16 protein-coding genes are annotated in these 18,939 nt (G+C 70.0%); 8 read left to right on the top strand and 8 right to left on the bottom strand.

Features of this window, described 5'->3' with window-relative positions:
- Positions 1-7: 7 nt before the first annotated feature.
- Both SNAS_RS08125 and SNAS_RS08120 read right to left on the bottom strand, forming a co-directional pair.
- Entirely contained in the window at positions 8-532 is a 525-nt protein-coding gene (locus tag SNAS_RS08125; RefSeq protein ID WP_013016923.1) for a DoxX family protein, read from the bottom strand.
- Between the two features lie 90 nt (positions 533-622).
- Complete coding sequence (locus SNAS_RS08120) at positions 623-1,369, bottom strand: class I SAM-dependent methyltransferase (RefSeq protein WP_041624650.1); 747 nt, start codon at positions 1,367-1,369, stop codon at positions 623-625.
- Positions 1,370-1,424: 55 nt separating this feature from the next.
- Between SNAS_RS08120 and SNAS_RS08115 the strand changes: the two genes are divergently transcribed.
- Positions 1,425-1,856, top strand: a complete 432-nt coding sequence (locus tag SNAS_RS08115; RefSeq protein WP_013016921.1) for a hypothetical protein — start codon at positions 1,425-1,427, stop codon at positions 1,854-1,856.
- A gap of 63 nt (positions 1,857-1,919) precedes the next feature.
- On the top strand, positions 1,920-2,354 hold the full coding sequence (locus SNAS_RS08110; RefSeq protein ID WP_013016920.1) for a hypothetical protein: 435 nt from the start codon (positions 1,920-1,922) through the stop codon (positions 2,352-2,354).
- Here the strand turns inward: SNAS_RS08110 and SNAS_RS08105 are convergent.
- Positions 2,351-2,737 (bottom strand): DnaJ family domain-containing protein, encoded by a 387-nt coding sequence (locus SNAS_RS08105; RefSeq protein ID WP_013016919.1) that lies wholly within the window; start codon positions 2,735-2,737, stop codon positions 2,351-2,353. The two genes, SNAS_RS08110 and SNAS_RS08105, sit on opposite strands and share 4 nt — an antisense overlap.
- A gap of 431 nt (positions 2,738-3,168) precedes the next feature.
- On the opposite strand from SNAS_RS08105, the gene SNAS_RS08100 reads away from it, so the two are divergent.
- Entirely contained in the window at positions 3,169-4,728 is a 1,560-nt protein-coding gene (locus SNAS_RS08100) for an alkaline phosphatase family protein (RefSeq protein WP_013016918.1), read from the top strand.
- 61 nt (positions 4,729-4,789) lie between these two features.
- Here the strand turns inward: SNAS_RS08100 and SNAS_RS08095 are convergent, their stop codons facing one another.
- A complete protein-coding gene (locus SNAS_RS08095; protein ID WP_013016917.1) occupies positions 4,790-6,112 on the bottom strand; it encodes a M14 family zinc carboxypeptidase in 1,323 nt (440 codons plus the stop codon).
- Between the two features lie 384 nt (positions 6,113-6,496).
- On the opposite strand from SNAS_RS08095, the gene SNAS_RS08090 reads away from it, so the two are divergent.
- Positions 6,497-9,232, top strand: a complete 2,736-nt coding sequence (locus SNAS_RS08090; protein WP_013016916.1) for an NACHT domain-containing protein — start codon at positions 6,497-6,499, stop codon at positions 9,230-9,232.
- Between the two features lie 119 nt (positions 9,233-9,351).
- Here SNAS_RS08090 and SNAS_RS08085 read toward each other — a convergent pair whose 3' ends face one another.
- The 4 genes from SNAS_RS08085 to SNAS_RS08070 form a co-directional block, all read right to left on the bottom strand.
- Positions 9,352-10,182, bottom strand: a complete 831-nt coding sequence (locus tag SNAS_RS08085; protein WP_013016915.1) for a protein kinase domain-containing protein — start codon at positions 10,180-10,182, stop codon at positions 9,352-9,354.
- A gap of 25 nt (positions 10,183-10,207) precedes the next feature.
- Positions 10,208-10,801 carry a hypothetical protein gene (locus SNAS_RS08080; RefSeq protein ID WP_041624648.1) on the bottom strand — a complete coding sequence of 198 codons (594 nt, stop codon included), beginning with the start codon at positions 10,799-10,801 and terminating at the stop codon, positions 10,208-10,210.
- Between the two features lie 241 nt (positions 10,802-11,042).
- On the bottom strand, positions 11,043-11,738 hold the full coding sequence (locus SNAS_RS08075) for an HAD family hydrolase (protein WP_013016913.1): 696 nt from the start codon (positions 11,736-11,738) through the stop codon (positions 11,043-11,045).
- A gap of 17 nt (positions 11,739-11,755) precedes the next feature.
- Positions 11,756-12,565, bottom strand: coding sequence for a class I SAM-dependent methyltransferase (locus SNAS_RS08070; protein ID WP_013016912.1), 810 nt, complete (start codon positions 12,563-12,565; stop codon positions 11,756-11,758).
- Positions 12,566-12,723: 158 nt separating this feature from the next.
- Here SNAS_RS08070 and SNAS_RS08065 point away from each other — a divergent pair, with 158 nt between their 5' ends.
- From SNAS_RS08065 to SNAS_RS08050, 4 genes are all read left to right on the top strand, one after another.
- Positions 12,724-13,926: a cytochrome P450 gene (locus SNAS_RS08065; RefSeq protein ID WP_013016911.1), complete on the top strand. Its 1,203-nt coding sequence runs from the start codon at positions 12,724-12,726 to the stop codon at positions 13,924-13,926.
- A gap of 3 nt (positions 13,927-13,929) precedes the next feature.
- A complete protein-coding gene (locus tag SNAS_RS08060; RefSeq protein WP_013016910.1) occupies positions 13,930-14,130 on the top strand; it encodes a ferredoxin in 201 nt (66 codons plus the stop codon).
- Positions 14,127-15,620, top strand: coding sequence for an NAD(P)/FAD-dependent oxidoreductase (locus tag SNAS_RS08055; protein ID WP_013016909.1), 1,494 nt, complete (start codon positions 14,127-14,129; stop codon positions 15,618-15,620). The genes SNAS_RS08060 and SNAS_RS08055 overlap by 4 nt, the downstream gene beginning before the upstream one ends.
- A 67-nt stretch (positions 15,621-15,687) precedes the next feature.
- Entirely contained in the window at positions 15,688-18,864 is a 3,177-nt protein-coding gene (locus SNAS_RS08050) for an AfsR/SARP family transcriptional regulator (RefSeq protein WP_013016908.1), read from the top strand.
- The last annotated feature ends 75 nt before the right edge of the window (positions 18,865-18,939 follow it).

The following is an 18,939-nucleotide window of genomic DNA, read 5'->3' as shown; positions in this document are numbered from 1 at the left end:
GGCCGAGTTACGCCGCCGCCCGCGCCAGGAACCCGGGCCACTCACGGGAAGCCCCACGGGTGGCCCACCAGGCGACGGCGATGTACAGCACCTGTTCGGGGATCCGGATCAACAGCGGCGTGGCGGGATCGCCGTTGAGCGACACGTCGTTGAGCGCGGCATGGATGTTGGCCGGGGTCATCACCACGAACAACAGGATCAGCGCCATCCCGGCCAGCCAGCGGGTCCGGCCCAGCACCAGCCCGACGGCGGCGGCCAGCTCCAGCACGCCGGTGACGATCACCATCACCTCGGGAAACGGCACGAACGGCGGAATCATCGCGACCATGTCCGAGAACCCCGGCATGGCCTCGACACTGTCGGGCATGAAGTGGGCCGAGGCGGTCATCAGCAACATGACGGCCATGGCGTGCGCGGCACTGACCGGCCACGACGCGAACCGTCTGACCCCCACGACCCCCAGCCCCCGAAAGACCAACAGGGCGACGAGGAGAACGAACAGGGTGGTCTCACCAAGCAGGGCGTCTAGCATCGGGCACTCCTAGAATTACAGATAGTGGAACTCTCTACTATCGGATAGTACCCCTATCCAGTTTCGCCGTCCAGTGTGACGCCCACCGCCTCACCCGGCCACCAACACCGGCTGATAGAACCCACTGTCGGCAGGCGCCAGCCACTCCAACCGGCTGAACCCGGCCCGCGAGGCCAGCTCACCGAGCTCCTCCCGCGTCAACGCCCACAACCGCGAGACCCGCCGCCGCATCCGCCACTCCCCTCGCGAGCCGCGAAGCTGGAAGTGCTCGAAGTCGTAGCGATCACCATGGCGGTCCCAGTGCCACAGCTGGAACGTGACGCACCACTGCCCGTCCCGCCGCGACAGCTGCGGCGGCGTCCGCCGCGGCCGACTCCGCCGCGCCTCGTCGTAGTCGCGGACGCTCAGGATCAGCCTGCCGCCGCCGCGCAGCACCCGCCGCGTCTCCCGCAACGCGGTGACGACCCCGTCGGCATCGAGCACATGGCACAGTGCGTTGTCGACACACAGCACCGCGTCGAAGCTGTCGTCCAGGAACGGCAGCGCCCGCATGTCGGCGGCGGCGGTCGGCAGCGCCACGCCACGGGCGGCGGCCTCCCGCCGGGCCCGGGCCACCGAGGCCGGACTGATATCGGTGCCGGTGACGTGAAAGCCGAGGGCGGCCAGGCCGAGCGCCTGGGTGCCGATGCCGCACGAACAGTCCAGTATCGTCTGTCCAGCCTCGCCCAGCAGCGCCGCGAAGACTCGTGCCTGCCGGGCTATCGAGGCGTCCCAGTCGGCGAACATGCCGTCATAGGCTTCGGCGAAGTCGTCGTAGAACTCGCGCGGGTTTGACATGGGCGTGAGTGTGACGGACACTCGCGGCAACCGCATCCGACATAACGAGGCAGGAATGGGCGACGAGAACTCCCGGATCGAGACGCTGGACAAGCAGCTGGCCGCGCTGTTGCGCAAGGCGACGGACGAGCAGCGGCGGGCCGCCGCGCTGGCGATCTGTTCGCTGGCGGCGCATCGCACCAAACTGGACGATTCGCGGGTCGATGTCGCGCGGGAGGCGCTGGCGGGCGGGACGGTCGGGGACTGCCCGGAGCGGGAAGCGGTGGTGAAGCTCGCGATCGAGTGGGACGAGCAGGCGTGGGCGGTACAGGAGACCGACACCGCCGAGTACCAGCGGGCGTTCGCCAAGGCGCGGGCCGCCGCCGGTTTCGAGTCGGCCTTCGATCCGGATTCGTATGTGGCGGCGGGAGAAGCCGCGTACGAGGCGAGTTACGCGATCGGGGACGCCGAGACGGTGCGGGTGGCCGTGGCAAAAATACTTTCCTGAGCCGCGATGAGTTCGGCGAGCCCGATCCGTCTAGTCCAGTGACAACCGAAGAAGGAGCTGGACATGAACGAGCAGACCATCCCGCCGCCGGACGCGGAGCTGCACGCGCTGGACCGACTGGTGGGGATCTGGCGGATCTCCGGCGGGGCCGAGGGCACGACGAGCTTCCGGTGGATGGAGGGCGGCCGGTTCCTGATCCAGGAGGGCGAACTGTCCCGGGACGGCAGGGAGTTCAAGGTCCTGGAGATCATCGGCCGTGAGAAGCCCTGGGGTGCCAAGGAACCCGGCAGTCAGATCAAGTCCCGGGCCTATACCGACCTCGGCGACACGCTCGACTACGTGTACGAGGTGGACGGTGAGGTCGTGACGGTCTGGGCCGGGGCCAAGGGCTCGCCGACGTTCTGCAAGATCACCGTCAGCCCCGACGGCCAGACCATGACGTCCGGCTGGGAGTGGCCCGGCGGTGGCTACAAGGCCGAGGCCACCCGGATCGCCTAGCCCCGTTTGGAGTGCCAGTCGCGCAGGACCGCGCCGACGTCGACCGTGCGCAGTGGCACCGGGGGGCCGTCGACCGGACCCAGCTGGGCCTTGCGGATCTGGTCGTTGAGTTCGGCGACCGCCTGCCGCACCTCGGCCTCGGTGCGCAGTTTCGCGACCGTCTCGCCGATACCCTGGGCTTCCTTGCGCAGCCGCAGCGTCGTGGGCAGCACCGACGCGCCGGCGCTCTCGCGGCGCATCTTCTCGCGCAGCCACCAGTCCTCGGGCAGGTGCTCGCCCGCGCCCGGCAGCGGCTTGCCCGCTCCGGGCAGGTTCTCGAAGTCACCGCGCTCGGTGGCCTGGCGAATCTCGCGCTCGATGCGCTGTTCGATTCGTCCGTCCATGCTGAACACCGCCTTTCACGATCACGTCAGGGACGATTAGGGTAACCATGCCTTACTATTCGGGCGGTTGCCAAGGGGCGCCAGCGTTATCTTCGCCATCAAAACCGCACGAAAGTCGCGAATAGTGAGGGTGTCGTCTATCGATAGTGGCCATGCCGCGGCCACACGCCACGTCCACCGGGAATGCCGCGTTCTTGCCGTACGGGTCGGGAAGCGCCTCACCGTCGCGCCAGCGCATGGGAACCGTGGGGGCCTGCCGTAGCGGTGTATTAACGCATCGTTCGCCCTCGATTGTCTTCGAAGTCGTTATCTCCCTTGGTGTCCGATTAGTTACATAGTTGTTCACGCGCACGCAATCGAAGTAAATCAATGCGTTTTGCCTGGTAACCCACCATTGACTCCACACAGCGCCTAACCACTGTGGAGGAGACATGAGAGCCCGACGCAAGGTGGCGACCGGCTTCGCCATCCTTACCATCGCCCTTCCGTCCCCCGCCTACGCCTCGGCCGCCAACGCGGACATCGGCGACATCCCCGAGGGAACCAGCGCCCGCAAGGTCATGCTCATCGACATCGACGGGGTCCGTTGGGACAAGCTCAAGCAGGTCGACACCCCCAACATCGACGCGCTCGCGTCGGCGGGGCAGATCGGTCCGTCCTATATCCACGGTACCGACGTCGCCCGCACCGACTCCGGCCCCGGACACTCCAACATCCTCACCGGTACCTGGCCCGACAAGCACAGGGTGAAGGACAACTCCTTCTCCGGCAACAACCTGGACTCCTACCCCGATGTGCTGTCCCGGTTGGAGACGGCCAAACCGGAGCTGTCGACGTTCTCCATCCTGGACTGGCAGCCCATCAACGAGAACATCATCGGCTCCCCGGACGCGAAGATGCGGCAGTCCACCGAGGGCGGCGCCCGCGCCTCGGACCGCCGCTCGACGGACACGGTCGTGGAGGCGCTGTCGCGGCACAACCCCGACGTGGGTTACGTGTACTTCCACGAACCCGACGAGATGGGCCACGACGTCGGCTCCAGTTCCCCGGAGTACCTGTCGGCCATCGAGCACGTCGACGCGCAGATCGGCCGCATCGTCGACGCGGTCAAGGCCCGCGACAGTTACCCCGAGGAGGACTGGCTGTTCCTGGCCACCACCGATCACGGCTTCAGCTACGACGAGCACGGCACCAACCGGCACCGCACCCGCGAGGTCTGGACGCTGGCCGCAGGCGGCGACATCCCCGTCACCAGGACCGCGACCCGGCAGTGGCGGCAGGTCGACATCCCGCCGACGGTGTTCAAGCACCTGGGGATCACGCCGAACCCGTCCTGGGGCTGGGACGGCGTCCCGATCGGCACCGCCTCGCGCGATCCCTTCGACACGCTGAAGAGCAGTCTGCGCAAGGCGGTCGACGAACCCGCCAAGCCGGACAACCTGCTCGGCTTCACCAAGTACATGCCCTCGGGCTGGTCGGTGGAGGAGAAGACCCCGGCGGTCGGGGTCACCGAATACCGGGGCTGGTCGTTGATGACCGGGCAGTTCTGGGCCACCTCGCAGTCGGACCAGGGCCGGGAGTCGTTCTTCCGGGGTCGTGACGTCATCGCCGTGGCCGACGCCGATGAGTGGAACGACAAGGGCGATCCGGTCTCCGACGGCAAACGGCTGGACTCGACGCTGCTGTCGCCCTGGCAGAACGTCCAACCAGGAATGTCCATCAAGGTCAGCTACCTGAGCCACTACCGGCAGGTCGACCGGGACGCCGATCCGCAGAAGGCGCAGCTGGTGCTGCGCTTCGACGACGGCACCAAGTCGGTGCTGTGGAGCCGCAAGTCCTCCAGCGGCGACGCCTTCGACATCAGCAAGTCGGAGTCGTTCTCGGCGCGGATCCCGGCCGGGGTCGAGAAGGTGCGGGTCGGCTGGCGGATGTACGACGCCGCCAACAACTTCTACTGGGCCTTCGACGATCCCCGCATCACGGTGGCGTGACGGACGGACGCGTACTTGCCGCGGCCCCTGGCGGGGGTCGCGGCAAGGGCGTACGCGCGGCCTATGAGTAGGGGGACGCGGCGTCCAGCGCGCCGGTCATGATCGCGTCCCGGTTGATGGGCCACAGCGAGCTGTCGAGGCAGGAGTAGGCGGGCAGGAAGCCGCCGCACTGTCCCGAGCCGCCGCCGACCTCGTAGGTGAAGCTGGCGATCCCGAAGGCGCCGTAGGTGAAGTCGTCGGTGGTGCCGCTGGCCAGGTAGCCGACGGTCCCGGCGGCGTTGCCGACCCGGTAACCGTTGGAGGCGGCCATCCGCTGTCCCAGCGAACGCAGCGCGGAGTCGTTGGGCGGGCGGGTGGTGGTGTAGCCCCACGGGACGATGATGTAGTTGCCGTAGCTGTGCAGCGAGATCATCACGTCGCGGGTGTTGGCGGGCGCGGGGTCGGTGTCGCCGGGGCCGCGCTGGTCGGGGTGGATCTTGGCGAAGAAGCCCTCAATGGCGGCGATCTCCGGTTCGGAGCCGCGCCGCGGGCCCTGGTAGGTCTCGGCGCAGGGCTGGCTGGAGGCGCCGCCCCACTTGTGGGTGTGGTTGCGGTTGAGGTCGACGCCGCGCTGGGTGCCGGAGCAGCTGCCGTAGGTGTTGTTGGCGTTCTTGCGTTGCAGCCTCGGCGAGTTGCCGCCGGAGGCGACGATGTCGACGCCGTCGGGGTTGACGATCGGCACCACCCACACCTCGGTGGAGTTGAGCAGCTGGGTGACCTTGGCGTTGGAGCCGTAGCCGTTGGCCAGGTAGTCGATCCAGCGCCAGGTGATCTCTCCGGTGGCTATCTCGCGGGCGTGGATCTGGGAGATGATCGAGATCCGGGGCTTGGTCGAGTTGGGTGACAGCTGGCAGTCGCCGGGCTGCCGGTTGGTCAGGCAGATCGCCTTGATGTCGTGTCCGCCCTGGCCGACGGTCTTGCGCCAGGAGTTGCCGATGTCGTAGACCTGCGCGAGGTTCGGTTTGGCGGCGGCGACGTCGTCGAGGTGCTTGAGGTGCAGGTCGGGGGTCTTGTAGCCGCCGTAGTAGGTGCCGAAGGCGTCGGCCTTCGCGGAGGGTTCGACGTCCTTGTAGACGGTGTCGACGTAGCGGGGCTCGAAGCCGCGGTCGCGCAGCTTCTTGGCGACCCTGCGGTCGCCGACGACGGTCAGTTCGCCGTCGTCCTCGTAGTCGATGACGTCGAATCCGGCGTCGGTGAGCTTGATCGCCTGGGACACCGACACGTCCGGCACCTCCCAGATGAGCGGCTCGGAGGCACCGTCGGCGGCGGCGGGGGACGCGGTGAGGCCTGACAGTGTCAGGGCGGTTACGGCCAGCAGGCTGACCTTGATTTTCTTCGATCTCATTTCGGGCTCCTCACTGACATAGCGATATGGGCATGTCTCGCTATGTGGCAATGAGATTACCGAGACCCGACGATGGGCGAAACGCGAATAATTCCCTGTATGACCGGGATGTCGGATCGCCCGACTCCGCCGATCCGGGACCCGAAATGGCCGTGTCCGGCGATGTAACGACCGCCGATCCGAACGGCGATGACCGCCGAGTGGCGGCTCACCTTGACGGAATCTGTACGTCAGCTGTGAAGTCCCATATAGACAGTCCACATTGAGGTGTCCCATTGAAGCGCGGATCGGAGCATAATGGTTCAAAGACGTCCCAGTCCGGCGAAAGCGGTCGACATGTCAGAACACTCCCCCACATCAATATTCTGGCGAGCACCGACGGGCATGGGGCTACTGCTCCTTACCGGAATATCCAGCGGTGCCATCATCCTGACCAGGGCCGATGTCCATCCGCTGTGGATCATCCCGGCGACTTTGGCACTGCTCGGCCTCGGCCGGATCATCGTCTCGCGCATCCGACGGCGCTATTACCTGCGGCAACTCACCGGCTACGCCAACCGGGTGCCGCTGGCGGGAGCCGCCGGGCTTCGGCTGACCGATGTCTACATTGACATCGGCGTGAAGCCCGCCGACGGTCCACAGGCTGCCGAACGTCCGTTCGTGGGCACCGACCGGCACGCCGACCGGCGCACCCCGCTGCTGTCGGCACTGCGGCGACGGCACCGCGGGCCCATCGTCATCCTGGGCGAACCCGGCTCCGGTAAGACCACCGTCCTGCATCGCTCCGCTGTGGAGCTGGCGAAACTGCGGCGCGGCAAACGCCGCATCCCGGTGCTGATCGAACTGGGCACCCACGCCGCCAGACTCGCCGGGGACAACGCCCCGAACCTGGCCCAGCTGGCCGCCGAATCCGGCTGGCTGCGGCACTCCCCCGCCCGCTGGTTCGCGCGCCAGCTGTCGGCGGGACGGTGCGTGGTGATGCTCGACGGCCTCGACGAGACCGCGTCCCAGTCGCAGCGCCGCGCGGTCGCCGACTGGATCGCCCGCGAGCACAAACGCCATTCCCGCAACACCTTCCTCGTCACGACCCGGCCCAACGGCCTGACCCCCGACCCGCTGCCGCACTCCCGGTACTGGCAGCTGCGTCACCTCACCGACAGCCAGATCGCGGCGTTCCTGCACGACTGGTGCGAGGCCGTCGAATCCCGCAAGAGCGGCCACACCCGGCAGTGGGTGCGCGACGGCGGCGCCGCCGAGGCGGGCGTGCTGCTGTCGCGGCTGCGCTCCCAACCGGCCATGCACGACCTGTGCGCACACCCGCTGCCGCTGACCCTGATCGCCCTGGTGCACCGGCATTGCGGCATGCTGCCGCACGACCGCGCGGCCCTGTACACCGACGCGGTCAACCTGCTGGTCCGCACGAACGCCGAGCTGGTCCACGCGCTCGCCCGGCAGGGCATGGCCACACGGTCGAGGCACCTCGACGCCACCGACGTCCACGCCGTCGACCCCGAAGCCGACGCCGGGGCGCTGCTGGACGCGGGCACCCGCTCCGGCTGGCTGGTGCGCACCGCCGCGGGCGGTTTCGCCTTCACCCACCTGAGCCTGCAACAGTTCCTGGCCGGGCGCGACCTGCCCGAGGCCGAGATCCTGTCCCGCACCGACGATCCGTGGTGGCGCGACGCGATCCTGCTGTGGGCGGCGCGCGCGAACGTCACCCGCGTCATCGACACCTGCCTGCGCTCGGGCAGCATCGCCGCGCTCGCGCTGGCCTTCGACGCGGCCGAGGCGGCGGGCGAACTCGAACCCGAGACCCTCGCCGAACTGCGGGAACTGCTGACCCTGGCCACCAAGACCCCCGACGAGAACCGGATGGTCGGCGCGGTCAAGGTGTCGCGGGAGCTGTCCGACATGGCACCGCTGTTCGGCGGCGGACGACTCGCGGTCCGTCCGGTCAGCAACAGCCTCTACTCCTCGTTCCTGGAGGCCGAGTTCCCCGCCGGACGACCGCCGCCCGACGCCTCCGAACAGTCCGCGGCCGTGGGCATCTGGCCCAGCGAGGCCACCCGGTTCCTGGGCTGGATCAACGGTCTGCCCCGGGCCGACGACACCCGGTTCCGGCTCCCGACCGAATCCGAACTGCTGGCCCCCCAGTGCCGTCCCCGCATCGAGGGCCGCAGCGTCTGGGTGGCGGGCGGCGCGGAACCCCGGCTGGCGCACTTCGGCGACACCCGCGATCCCTACACAGTAGACAGGAACTGGTGGCAGCGCGTCGCCTGGGAGGACCGGCGCCGGGTGACACTGTCGCTGTACCTGCTGGCGATGGTGCTGGGCAACAAGGCCCGGCAACTGTCGCGGGACATGGCCGGTGAGATGAACCTCGACCGCGCCCGCGCCTTCGAGCTGCCGCGCGAGCTGAAGAAGGACACCGCGCTGGCCGACTGCCGCCGCTACCTGAAACACACCTCGCTCACCCCGGCCGACACCGAGGCCGAGGCCCGGCCGCACCTGGACCACGTCATCGACCTGCTGGCCGAACTGTCGGCCAAGGCGCTGGACTTCCGGGGCGACCGCGACGCCTCCGAGCGCGCCAACCTCCCGTTCACCTACCTCGACCGGCTCACCGGCGACCAGCGGCACCTGCTGTCGAGCGCGGTGACCACCCTGTGGTTCTCCTCCCCGACCCCGCCGGTCAAGGTCAAATACGGGGCGACACTGTCCCTTTTCGACGAGTACCTGGCTCGGGGCATCATCGACGCGGGCGAACGCCGGGCCCGCACGGTTCCCCCCGAACGCCTGCTGACCGCCCTGGGCGAGGCCAACCACCTGCTGGCCCCCGACACGGGCGACTCGGTGTGGCTCGACCTGGCGGCGACCACCCTGGCCCGCGTCACCGACCGGCTGAGCAACTCGCTGTCGCACAACACGTCCTACACGGTCGACGACGTCTCCTGCGCCCGCATCGCGGTGACGGCGGTCGCGGCGGTCGTCACAGCGCACCCCAGTCCCGGGCCCATCCTGGAAGAGCTGTCCACAGTGCTCGCGGGCCTGACAGTCCTGGAAGACCGAGCCAGCGGCGTCCTGGTCCCCAACGAGGTCCTGCTCCTGGCCCGCAGCTGACCAACCGCGAACGGGCCAAGCCGCCGCATCGCGGCCCGGCCCTCGACCCGGGCCGCAGGCTCTCAAGCCGCTGCGCCGCGTCGGCGCCCAAGCCGCCGCGAGCGGCGGCCTCCGCGCACTCAGCCGATCGCCGCCGCCAGCGCGCGGGCCAGCTCGCCCATGTCGCCGAAGCGGTCGGCGGGCTCGCGGCTCAGCGCGGTGGTGAACACGTCGCGCAGCCCTGGCCAGCGCCGGTGGGGCGCCCCGGTCAGCAGCCGGGCCCGCGCGGTCAGTGCTCGCCGGGAATCCGGCTTCACGCCGTCGATCTGGCGGCGGGGGTAGCGGCCGGTGAGCTGGCGGTACAGGACCGCCGCCACCGCGTACTGGTCGGACGCGGGGCTGGGCTGTTGCCGGTCGGCGAACTCCGGGGCCGCGTAGGCCCACGTGAACCGGCGCCGCAGTCCGTCGTCGTCCGCTTCGGAGGTTCGCGCCGAGCTCTCGAAGTCGACCAGTCCGACGTCGTGCCCGTCGATGAGGATGTTGTGCCGAGAGACGTCCCCGTGGGCCACCCCCGCGCGGTGCAGCGCCGCGTAGGCCTCGCAGACCGGGACCGCGATCTCGGCGAAGCCGTCGAGGTCCCGAGCCTCGGTTTGGCGGCGCAGCGATCCGCCGGGCTGCCAGCTCATCGCGAAATAGCGCTGCGGCCCGGCGATGCCGAGCCGCAGCAGCCGCGGCGCGGGCGCCGACTCACCGAGGACGCGCAACGATGCGATCTCGTTGTCCATCCTCAACTGAGCCCGCGCGATCGCGCCGCGGCACAAGGTCTTCAGCGCCACGGTCCGATCGCCCCGCGCCGCCTGGTACACGGCCGTACAGCCGCGCACCCGGAAGCGGTGGGTGATCGTGTAACCGTCCAGGACGTCACCGACTACGGTGCCAACGCCATCCACGTGCCCGTCGTCGACCGCCACTGAACCGTTACTATCCGATATGGATTTACTTGCCGCCCTTGCGTTTCGGCGCGGCCTTCTTGGTGGTCTTCTTGGCGGCCGTCTTCTTCGCCGCCGTCTTCTTGGGGGCGGCCTTCTTCGTGGTCGCCGTCTTCTTGGTCGCCTTGGCGGTGGTCTTCTTCGCCGCCGGGGTCGACTTCTTCGTGGCCTTCTTCGCCGGAGACGCCTTGGCCGTGGTCTTCTTCGCGGTCTTCTTCACCGCTTTGGCGGCCTTGGCCGTCTTCTTGACCGGCGTCGACTTCTTGACCGCCTTGGTGGCTTTGGTCGCCTTCGCCGCGGTGGTCTTCTTGGCGGCCTTGGCCGTCTTCTTGGTCGCGGTGGTCTTCTTCGCCGCGGTCTTCTTGGCCGTCGTGCTGGCCTTCTTGGTGGCCTTGACCGGCGTCGACTTGGTCGCCTTCTTGACGGCCTTCTTCGTCGCCTTGACCGCCTTCTTGGCGGTCTTCTTCGCCGTGGCGGCCGCCTTGGCCGTGGTCTTCTTGGTCGACGTCGCGGCCTTCTTGGTCGCCTTCTTCGTCGTCCTGGTTGTCTTCTTCGCGGTCTTCTTGGCGCCCTTGGTCGCCTTCTTGACCTTCGCTGTCACTGTCTTACCCTCGTTCAGAGCCATTTCCCGCTCACTCCCATGCGCAGTTTCGGTCTCTTCTTCCCCGCTGCCGTAACTCGAACTAGACGAGGACGACGACGAACTCTCCGAAGAGGACGATTCAATTTCCTCGGTCTTCTTGTCCTTGGCCATGGCGTTCCTCCTGTCAGACCTCGGTGGATCTTACCCAGAATCTCGTCCACAGACTACAAACAGGGCGCGACCCGCCACGCACCGCGACCTATGATGCCATCAGTTCCGGCAATCGACCCGGCAATTCGGTCAAGTCCTCAATGACCGGCCCGTCCCAATCGCCGATCGCGCCGAAGGTCGCGTGATCGACTCCCTCGGCCCGGACCCGGATCGTCGTCATGCCGAGGTCGCGGGCCCCCACCAGTTCTCCCCCGGCGCCGTCGGCGACGTAGACACTCTCCGCAGCGCTCACACCCAGGGCGTCGAGGGCCAGCCGGTAGATCGCCGGATCCGGTTTGCACACCCCGACCCGGCACGAGAACACCGGGTCCTGGATGTACTGCGCCAGTTGGGTTTCCGACCACACCTGCGGGGTCTCCACCGAGCAGTTGGTGATCAGCCCGACCCGCAGCCCGTCGGACACCAACGTAGACAGTACTTCGAGGACACCCGGGAACGGCGTCAGCAACCGGCGGGTGTAGTCGACGCGGTGCCGCGCCGCCACCGCGACGGCTTCCGGGTCCGGTTCGGCGCCGCAGCGGCGGATCAGCGTCGTGATCGTCTGTTCCATGTCGCCCAGCGTCCCGGCGAAGCGTTCGCGATAACTGTCCCGAAACGCGGCCTTGAACACCTCGGGGTCGATGCCGAGATCGACGCCCATGCGCGCGATCATCTCGCGGCGTCGCGTGGTGCCGCCGTCCACCAGGGTGTCGAAGAGGTCGAAGATCACCGCGCGAGCTGCCACGTCCCCATCCTCGCAAATCACGGTGCGACGGCGACGGCCAGCAGGGCGGCGGTCGGCAACGCCAGTTCGCCGGTGGCGACGCGGAATTCGGCCGACAACCGGTCGTACTCCCGTTTGATCCGCGCGACGGTCTCCGGCGTCTGGGCCGCCAGGACCTGCCCGAAGCTGGCCAGCCCGGCCGCCGGTCCCGACCACCACAGCTCGGGATCGACCCGGTGTTTCCACGGCACCGTACGGGTTTCGACCTCGACGAACTTCGCGTCCGCCAACAGCCCCGCCAGTCCCGCCTCGGTGCGTTCGAAGTCCTTGTCGGCGGCCAGCCGGGCGACGTTGGCGTTCGCGTCGACCCCGGCGGCCTCGAAGACCCGGGGCCACAGGCCGTGCAGCGGCGTCGGCGGCTGCGGCCAGATCGTCAGGCCGAGACGCCCGTGCGGGCGCAGCACCCGGCGCAGCTCCCCCAGTGCCGCCAACGGATCGCCGACATGGTTGAGGACGAAGTTGGCCACCACCGCGTCGAACGCGTCGTCCTCGAAAGGCAGTCGCGGCAGCTCACCGGCCAGCACCGTCGCCTCCGGCACCCGGCGGCTCGCGATTTCCACCATGGACTGTTCGGGGTCGACGGCCGTGACCGCCGCGCCCCGGTCCCGGGCCGCTGCCGCCACACTGCCGGTGCCGCAGCCGACGTCCAGCAGTCGCGTCCCCGCCGCCACGCCCACCGCGTCCAGGACGGTGGGCACCGGGTACGCGCACAGCTTGCCGAAGGTCCGCTCGAAGATCTCCGCCCGTCCCGCGTAGTTGTGGCGCATCCGCTCGTCGAAGCTGTTCATCGCGTGCCTCTCGCTCACCGAAGTCGGTCGCCAAGGCTAACCAGGCCCGGCGAGCCTGACGGCGCGGGCGGCACGGTGCCAGCGTTCTGTGCGCGGGATGTCAGCGGAACGCGACACCGTCCGGGGTGCAAGGAAACGACGAGGTGAAAGGCTTTGTCATGACGCACTCCCCGACCGTCATCCCGCGATTCCCCGGTCGACGTCCGCAGGGACGTCCCCTCGATCCGCCCACCGAACTCGCCGAGATCCGCGAGCGCACCCCGGTGGCGCGGATGAACTATCCGGACGGGCATCTGGGCTGGCTGGTCACCGGCTACCACCAGGCGCGCGCCCTGCTGGCGAATCCCAAGATCAGCACCAGGTTCGAGCTGCTCCACCATTTCGAGCACCCGATCGGTCCGTCGCCGGAGAACAAGGCGCCGCTGGGCGCGTTCCATCTCGTGGACGACCCCGAACACGCCCGGTTCCGCAAACCGCTGGCGGGCAAGTTCACCGTCCGGCGGATGAACCTGCTGGCCGACCAGATCCGCCAGTTCGCCACCGAACGCCTGGACGCGATGGAACACGCGGGTTCCCCGGTGGACCTGGTGGAGGCGTACGCGTGGCCGATTCCCGCGCACACGATCTGCGAACTGCTGGGCGTCCCCTACAGCGACCGCGCGCACTTCAAGCGCCTCGCCGCCGCCGTGTCGGCACCGGAGACGACGCTGGAGGAACGCTACGCCGCGTTCGGCGAGATGAACGAGTACATGTCCACACTGGTTCAGGAGAAGAAGCGCAACCCCACCGACGACGTGCTCAGCGAACTGACCACAAGCGACCTCAACGACGAGGAGCTGACGGGCGTCGCCAGCTTCGTCCTGGGCGCGGGGCTGGAGACCACGGCGAAGATGCTGGCCACGGGAACGATGGCGCTGCTGCAGAACCCCGAGCAGCTCGCGGCGTGGCGCGCCGACCCCGGGCTCACCGACGGTGCCGTCGAGGAACTGATGCGCTATCTGACCCTCACGCACACCGACGTCCGGGCCGCGGTCGAGGACGTCGAAGTCGACGGCCACGTCATCAAGACGGGCAAGAGCGTCACCATCTCCTACCTCGCCGCCAACCGCGACCCGGCGAAGTTCCCCGACAACCCCGAGGCGCTCGACCTGCGCCGCGACGCGAGCGGACACATCGGATTCAGTCACGGCATGCACCAGTGCCTGGGGCAGCAGCTGGCCCGCGTCGAGATGCGCATCGGCTTCCCGGCGCTGCTGGAGCGGTTCCCGACGCTGCGGCTGGACGCCGATCCGGCGGGGCTGCCGTTCGTGGACGAGAACGTGTACGGCGTTGAGCGACTGCCGGTCGCGTGGGAGGGCTGAGCGATGCGGATCTCTGTGGACACCGAGCGCTGCGTGGCGGCGGGAACCTGTGTACTGGCGGCCGCCGAGGTGTTCGACCAGCGCGACGAGGACGGCATCGTGGTCCTGTTGGACGAGTCGCCGCCGGAGCGGCTGCGCGCCGAGGTCGAGGACGCGGTCACGGTCTGCCCGGCCGCGGCCATCACGCTGCGGGAGGAGGAATGACCGGCGACGTCGTCATCGTCGGGGCGTCGGCGGGCGGCCTCACCGTCGCGGAAGTGCTGCGGCGCAAGGGCTTCGACGGACGGATTCGGCTGGTCGGGGCGGAGGTACATCCGCCCTACGACCGGCCACCGCTGTCCAAAGAGATACTGACCGGAGCCTGGGGGCCCGAGCGCGCGCTGCTGCGCGACGACGAGCGGCTGGACGCTCTGGGCGCCGAGTTCATCCTGGGGCGTCACGCCCGGCACCTCGACCTCACCGAGCGCACCGTCAAGCTCGACGATGGACGAACGCTGGGCTTCGGCTCGCTGGTGATAGCGACCGGGGTGACGCCGCGTCGGCTCGGCTGCCAGCGCGAGTTGGCCGGGGTGTCCACTTTCCGCACGCTCGACGACGCGATGGCGCTGCGCCGCGAACTGGCGGGCCCGGAACCGGGCGCGTCGCCCGCGACGGCTCAAACCGTTGCGGGCGGCGGCGGTCCGGCCTCGACCGGGGCGGGAGGCGGCAACCCGGACGCGTCGCCCGCGACGGCTCAAACCGATGCGGGCGGCAGCGATCCGCACGCGGCCGCGGCGGGCAGCGGCAACCCGGACGCGGCCGGGGCAGGCGACGGCGTTTCGGCCCCGGTCGAGGCGTGGCCGTCGGCGCACAGCGGCTTCGGCTCGGCAGTCGCGCGGCCCACCGCCACCGCCACGCCCGCCGCGCAGCGGGCCGCGACCGGCACAACGGCTGCGCGGCAAGCCGCCACCGGCCCGCCCGCCGCACGGCGGGTCGTCATCGTCGGGGCGGGGGTGCTCGGCTGCGAGATCGCCGCCGCGGCCCGCGAACTGGGCCACGAGGTCACGCTCGTCGAACCCGGTCCGGTGCCGATGGAACGGCAGCTCGGACTCCGCGTCGGCGGCCATGTCGCGGCCATGCACCGCGACCGGGGCGTGAAGCTGCGCACCGGCGTCAACGTCACCGCCTTCCTCGGCACCGAGCGCCTCAGCGGCGTCGAACTGTCGGACGGTTCGGTGCTCGCCGCCGAGCTGGCGGTGGTCACGGCCGGATCCGTCCCGGCCACCGGCTGGCTGGCCAACAGCGGGCTGGGCCTGGTCGACGGCGTCGAGTGCGACGAGTACGGTCGCGCCGCGCCCGGCGTCTACGCGGTGGGCGACGTCGCCCGCTGGCGGCACCCCGTCACCGGCGTCTCGTCGCGCATCGAGACCCGCACCAACGCCAGCGAACAGGCGATGACCGTCGCCACCAACATCCTGGGAGGCAACCGTTGCCCCACACCGGTTCCGTACTTCTGGAGCGATCAGTACGACACCAGGATCCAGCTGTACGGCACCGTGACACCGCACTCGCACATCCGCGTCATCGACGGCGCCGTCGATGACGGCCGCTTCGTCGCGCTGGCCGAGACCGGCGACACGGTCACCGCCGCGATCGGCTGGAACAACCCGCGCGGCACCCGCACCGCCCGCGCGCGTCTGACCGCCGTCGGCTAGCTGTGGGGACGGACGCTCGCGGGCTGACCGGCGAGCGTCCGTCCCCGGACGGTGAGAGGCTGGGGCGGTGCGGATAGAACTGCTCGGTCCGGTCCGGGCGTATACACAGGACGACACCCCGGTACCGCTGGGCGGCCTCCGGCTGCGGATGCTGCTGGCGCGGCTCGCGCTGGTGCCCGGCAGCACCGTCACCGCCTCGACGCTCATCGACGAGCTGTGGGGCGCCGACGCCCCCGCGCAGGCGGGCAACGCGTTGCAGGCGTTGGTCTCGCGGCTGCGCAAGGCGTTCGGGGACGTCGGCTCGGTGGCCTCGGTCGCCAGCGGGTACCGGCTGTCGGCCACCGAGCCGGACGTCGACACGCACCGGTTCGAGGAGCTGGCCGTCCGGGGGCGGCGGGAGCTGGCGGACGGACGGGCCGGACAGGCCGCCGCCGTGCTGTCGGCCGCGCTGGAGCTGTGGCGCGGCGAGGCACTGGCCGACGTGCGCGACGCCCCGTTCGCGCGGCCCGTGGTGGTGCGGCTGGACGAGCTGCGGGCCGCCGCCGTGGAGGATCACGCCGAGGCGATGCTGCGGCTGGGACGGCACGCCGAGGTGCTGGCCGACCTGGAGACCGCCACCACCGAGCATCCGCTGCGGGAACGCTTGGCGGCCTTGCGCATGCGGGCGCTGCACGCCGCCGGACGGCAGGCCGAGGCCCTGGCGGTCTACGAGTCGATCCGCGGCGAACTGGCCGAACGGCTGGGCGTCGACCCGGACGAGGTGCTGCGGCAGGCTCACCTGGCGGTGTTGCGCGGCGAGACCGACCGGCCCCGGCCGCCCGAGCCGGTGTCGGGTCGGCTTCCGTTGCGGCTGACCAGTTTCGTCGGCCGCGACGACGAACTCAAACGGCTCGCCGAGCAGCTGTCGACCTCGCGGCTGGTCACCGTCGTGGGCCCGGGCGGTTGTGGCAAGACCAGACTCGCCGTCGAGGCCGTGAGCCGCCACCGGCTCCACGAGACCGGGCGGGTGTGGTTCGCGCCGCTGGCGGGGGTCGGCTCGGGCGAGGACGTCGCCGACTCGGTACTGGGCAATCTGGACGCTCGGGGCGCCGACCCGGCGTCGGCGCTGCGGCCGGGCCGCTCGGCCGACCCGCTCGACCGGATCGTCGACCTGCTGGCCGGTGACGAGGCGCTGCTGGTCCTCGACAACTGCGAGCACCTGGTGGCCGCGTGTGCCGTGTTCGCGCATCGGCTGCTGGACCGGTTGCCACGCTTGACGATCCTGGCCACCAGCCGGGAACCGCTCGGCATCACCGGGGAAGCACTGTGCCCGCTTGGTCCACTGGAGACGCCGGACGACGCGACCGGTCTCGACGCCGCCGACACCGCCGCGGTACGGCTGTTCACCGACCGGGCCGCCGCGGTGCGCCCCGGCTTCGCCGCCACGGCGTCCAATCTGGAGCTGATCGTCGAGATCTGCCGTCGCCTCGACGGCCTGCCGCTGGCGGTGGAACTGGCCGCCGCCCGGCTGCGCGCCCTGAGCCTGGAACAGATCGCCAAGCGCCTCGACGACCGGTTCCGGCTGCTGACCTCCGGCAGCCGCACCGCGCTGCCCCGGCAACGCACCCTGCAGGCCGTCATCGAGTGGAGCTGGGATCTGCTGTCCGACGCCGAGCAGACCCTGGCCCGGCGGCTGTCGCTGTTCGCGGGCGGCGCCGGTCTGGCCGGGCTGGAGGCGGTGTGCGGCAACGACCAGGCCGGGGATCCGGTCTACGTCGTCGGTTCCCTGATCGAGAAATCCATAGTGGAAGCGATCGGCGGGGACGAGCCCCGCTACCGGATGCTGGAGAGCGTGCGCAGCTTCGCCGCCGAGCGGCTGGACGCGGCCGGGGAACGCGCCGCCGTCGCCGAACGCTTCCGGCGCTACTTCCTCACGCTGGCCGAGGAGACCGGCCCCCGGCTGCACGGCCGCGAGCAGCTCGCGGCGGTGGCCGTCTTCGACACCGAGTACGACAACCTGGTGGCGGCGCTGCGGTCGGCCATCGACGCGTCCGACGCCGACACGGCGCAGCGGTTGCTGTCGGCGGTGATCTACCACTGGACCGTCTTCGGCAAGGTGGCGCGACTGTACGACTTCACCGACCAGGTGCTCGGCTTCGGCGACGAACTGCCCGCCGACGCCCGGGCGGCGTTCAGCCTGCTGCGGCTACTCAACGAGGACGCCGAGACCACTGTGGAAACCATCCGGGCGGTCGAGGGCGACCGGATGCGGCAGACCCTCGACGAATGCGTCCGCACCGACGCGTTGCGCCGCTATCCGCTGCTGATGCTGATCGCGCTGCCGGTGGCGTCGTTTCGTGGCTACGACGACCTGTGGGAGAGCGAACTGGCCCGGGGGGCTCGGCATCCCGACACGTGGGTGCGGGCCGGGGCGGCCTGGGTGGAGACGTTCATCCGCGCCGACCGCGGCGACTGGGCCGCGGCGTCGCGCGCCAGAGACGTCGCGCTGCGAGGTTTCTCCGACGTGGGCGACTGGCTCGGTCAGTCCATGTTGCTGGTCAGCACCGCCCAGGCCGCCGCCATCGAGGGCAGGCACGCCGAGGCCCTCGACCTGTACGAGCGCGCCATCGCGGTCGACGTCGAGCTCGCCTGGGACACCGAGATCTACCACCGGACCATGCTGGCCGCCGAGCTGCTGCGCGGCGGCGACGCCGAGGCCGCAGGACTCGAACTCGACGAGGCACTGCGCCGCGCCCGACTGGGCGGCCACCGGCAGGCCGAGATCCCGATCCTGGTGGGCTACGCGGACCTGCACCGGCACAACCGCGACTTCGGACGGGCCGACAACACGATGGCGGAACTGGCCGCGCTGACGAAGCGGCTGTCCCTTCCGGACGAGTCGGCCGAGGCCCTCGGCGCGTTGCCCCGGATGTCGATCCGGCTCAGCGCGGGTGACACCCGCGGGGCCCGGCGGCTGTTCCCCGGGGCCCTGGCGGCGGCCACCGGGATGCTCGAACTCCCGTCGGCCGCCGAGTTGCTGGCCCGGCTGCTGGCCGCCGAGGACGCACCGCTGGCGGCGGCCCGGGCGCTGGGCTGGAGCCAGGCGATCCGGGGCGCGTTCGACCGGGGCAACCCCGAGCTGGCGAGCCTGACCGATCGGCTGCGGGATCGTCTGGGCGACAACGCGTTCCAGAGCGCCTTCGACGAGGCCTCGGCCACGCCCCGCGCCGAGGCCTTCACGAGGCTGACCGAGGCGGCGGGCTGAGACGCGAAACGGTCGCGTGTGGATGTTCCACACGCGACCGCTCCTTGACGGGGGGACACGATCCCCCGCCGGCAC

The organism is Stackebrandtia nassauensis DSM 44728 (assembly GCF_000024545.1).
GTDB classification, from domain to species: domain Bacteria; phylum Actinomycetota; class Actinomycetes; order Mycobacteriales; family Micromonosporaceae; genus Stackebrandtia; species Stackebrandtia nassauensis.
The sequence above is the reverse complement of the archived record's forward strand: the minus strand, read 5'-3'. Positions and strand labels throughout refer to the sequence as shown.

Excerpts from the sequence above, each read along its gene's own strand:
- SNAS_RS08125 (WP_013016923.1), bottom strand. The coding sequence starts at position 532 with ATGCTAGACGCCCTGCTTGGTGAGACCACCCTGTTCGTTCTCCTCGTC.
- SNAS_RS08100 (WP_013016918.1), top strand. The coding sequence starts at position 3,169 with ATGAGAGCCCGACGCAAGGTGGCGACCGGCTTCGCCATCCTTACCATC.
- SNAS_RS08105 (WP_013016919.1), bottom strand. The coding sequence starts at position 2,737 with ATGGACGGACGAATCGAACAGCGCATCGAGCGCGAGATTCGCCAGGCC.
- SNAS_RS08055 (WP_013016909.1), top strand. The coding sequence starts at position 14,127 with ATGACCGGCGACGTCGTCATCGTCGGGGCGTCGGCGGGCGGCCTCACC.
- SNAS_RS08070 (WP_013016912.1), bottom strand. The coding sequence starts at position 12,565 with ATGAACAGCTTCGACGAGCGGATGCGCCACAACTACGCGGGACGGGCG.
- SNAS_RS08090 (WP_013016916.1), top strand. The coding sequence starts at position 6,497 with ATGGGGCTACTGCTCCTTACCGGAATATCCAGCGGTGCCATCATCCTG.
- SNAS_RS08120 (WP_041624650.1), bottom strand. The coding sequence starts at position 1,369 with ATGTCAAACCCGCGCGAGTTCTACGACGACTTCGCCGAAGCCTATGAC.
- SNAS_RS08095 (WP_013016917.1), bottom strand. The coding sequence starts at position 6,112 with ATGAGATCGAAGAAAATCAAGGTCAGCCTGCTGGCCGTAACCGCCCTG.
- SNAS_RS08110 (WP_013016920.1), top strand. The coding sequence starts at position 1,920 with ATGAACGAGCAGACCATCCCGCCGCCGGACGCGGAGCTGCACGCGCTG.
- SNAS_RS08060 (WP_013016910.1), top strand. The coding sequence starts at position 13,930 with ATGCGGATCTCTGTGGACACCGAGCGCTGCGTGGCGGCGGGAACCTGT.
- SNAS_RS08115 (WP_013016921.1), top strand. The coding sequence starts at position 1,425 with ATGGGCGACGAGAACTCCCGGATCGAGACGCTGGACAAGCAGCTGGCC.
- SNAS_RS08065 (WP_013016911.1), top strand. The coding sequence starts at position 12,724 with ATGACGCACTCCCCGACCGTCATCCCGCGATTCCCCGGTCGACGTCCG.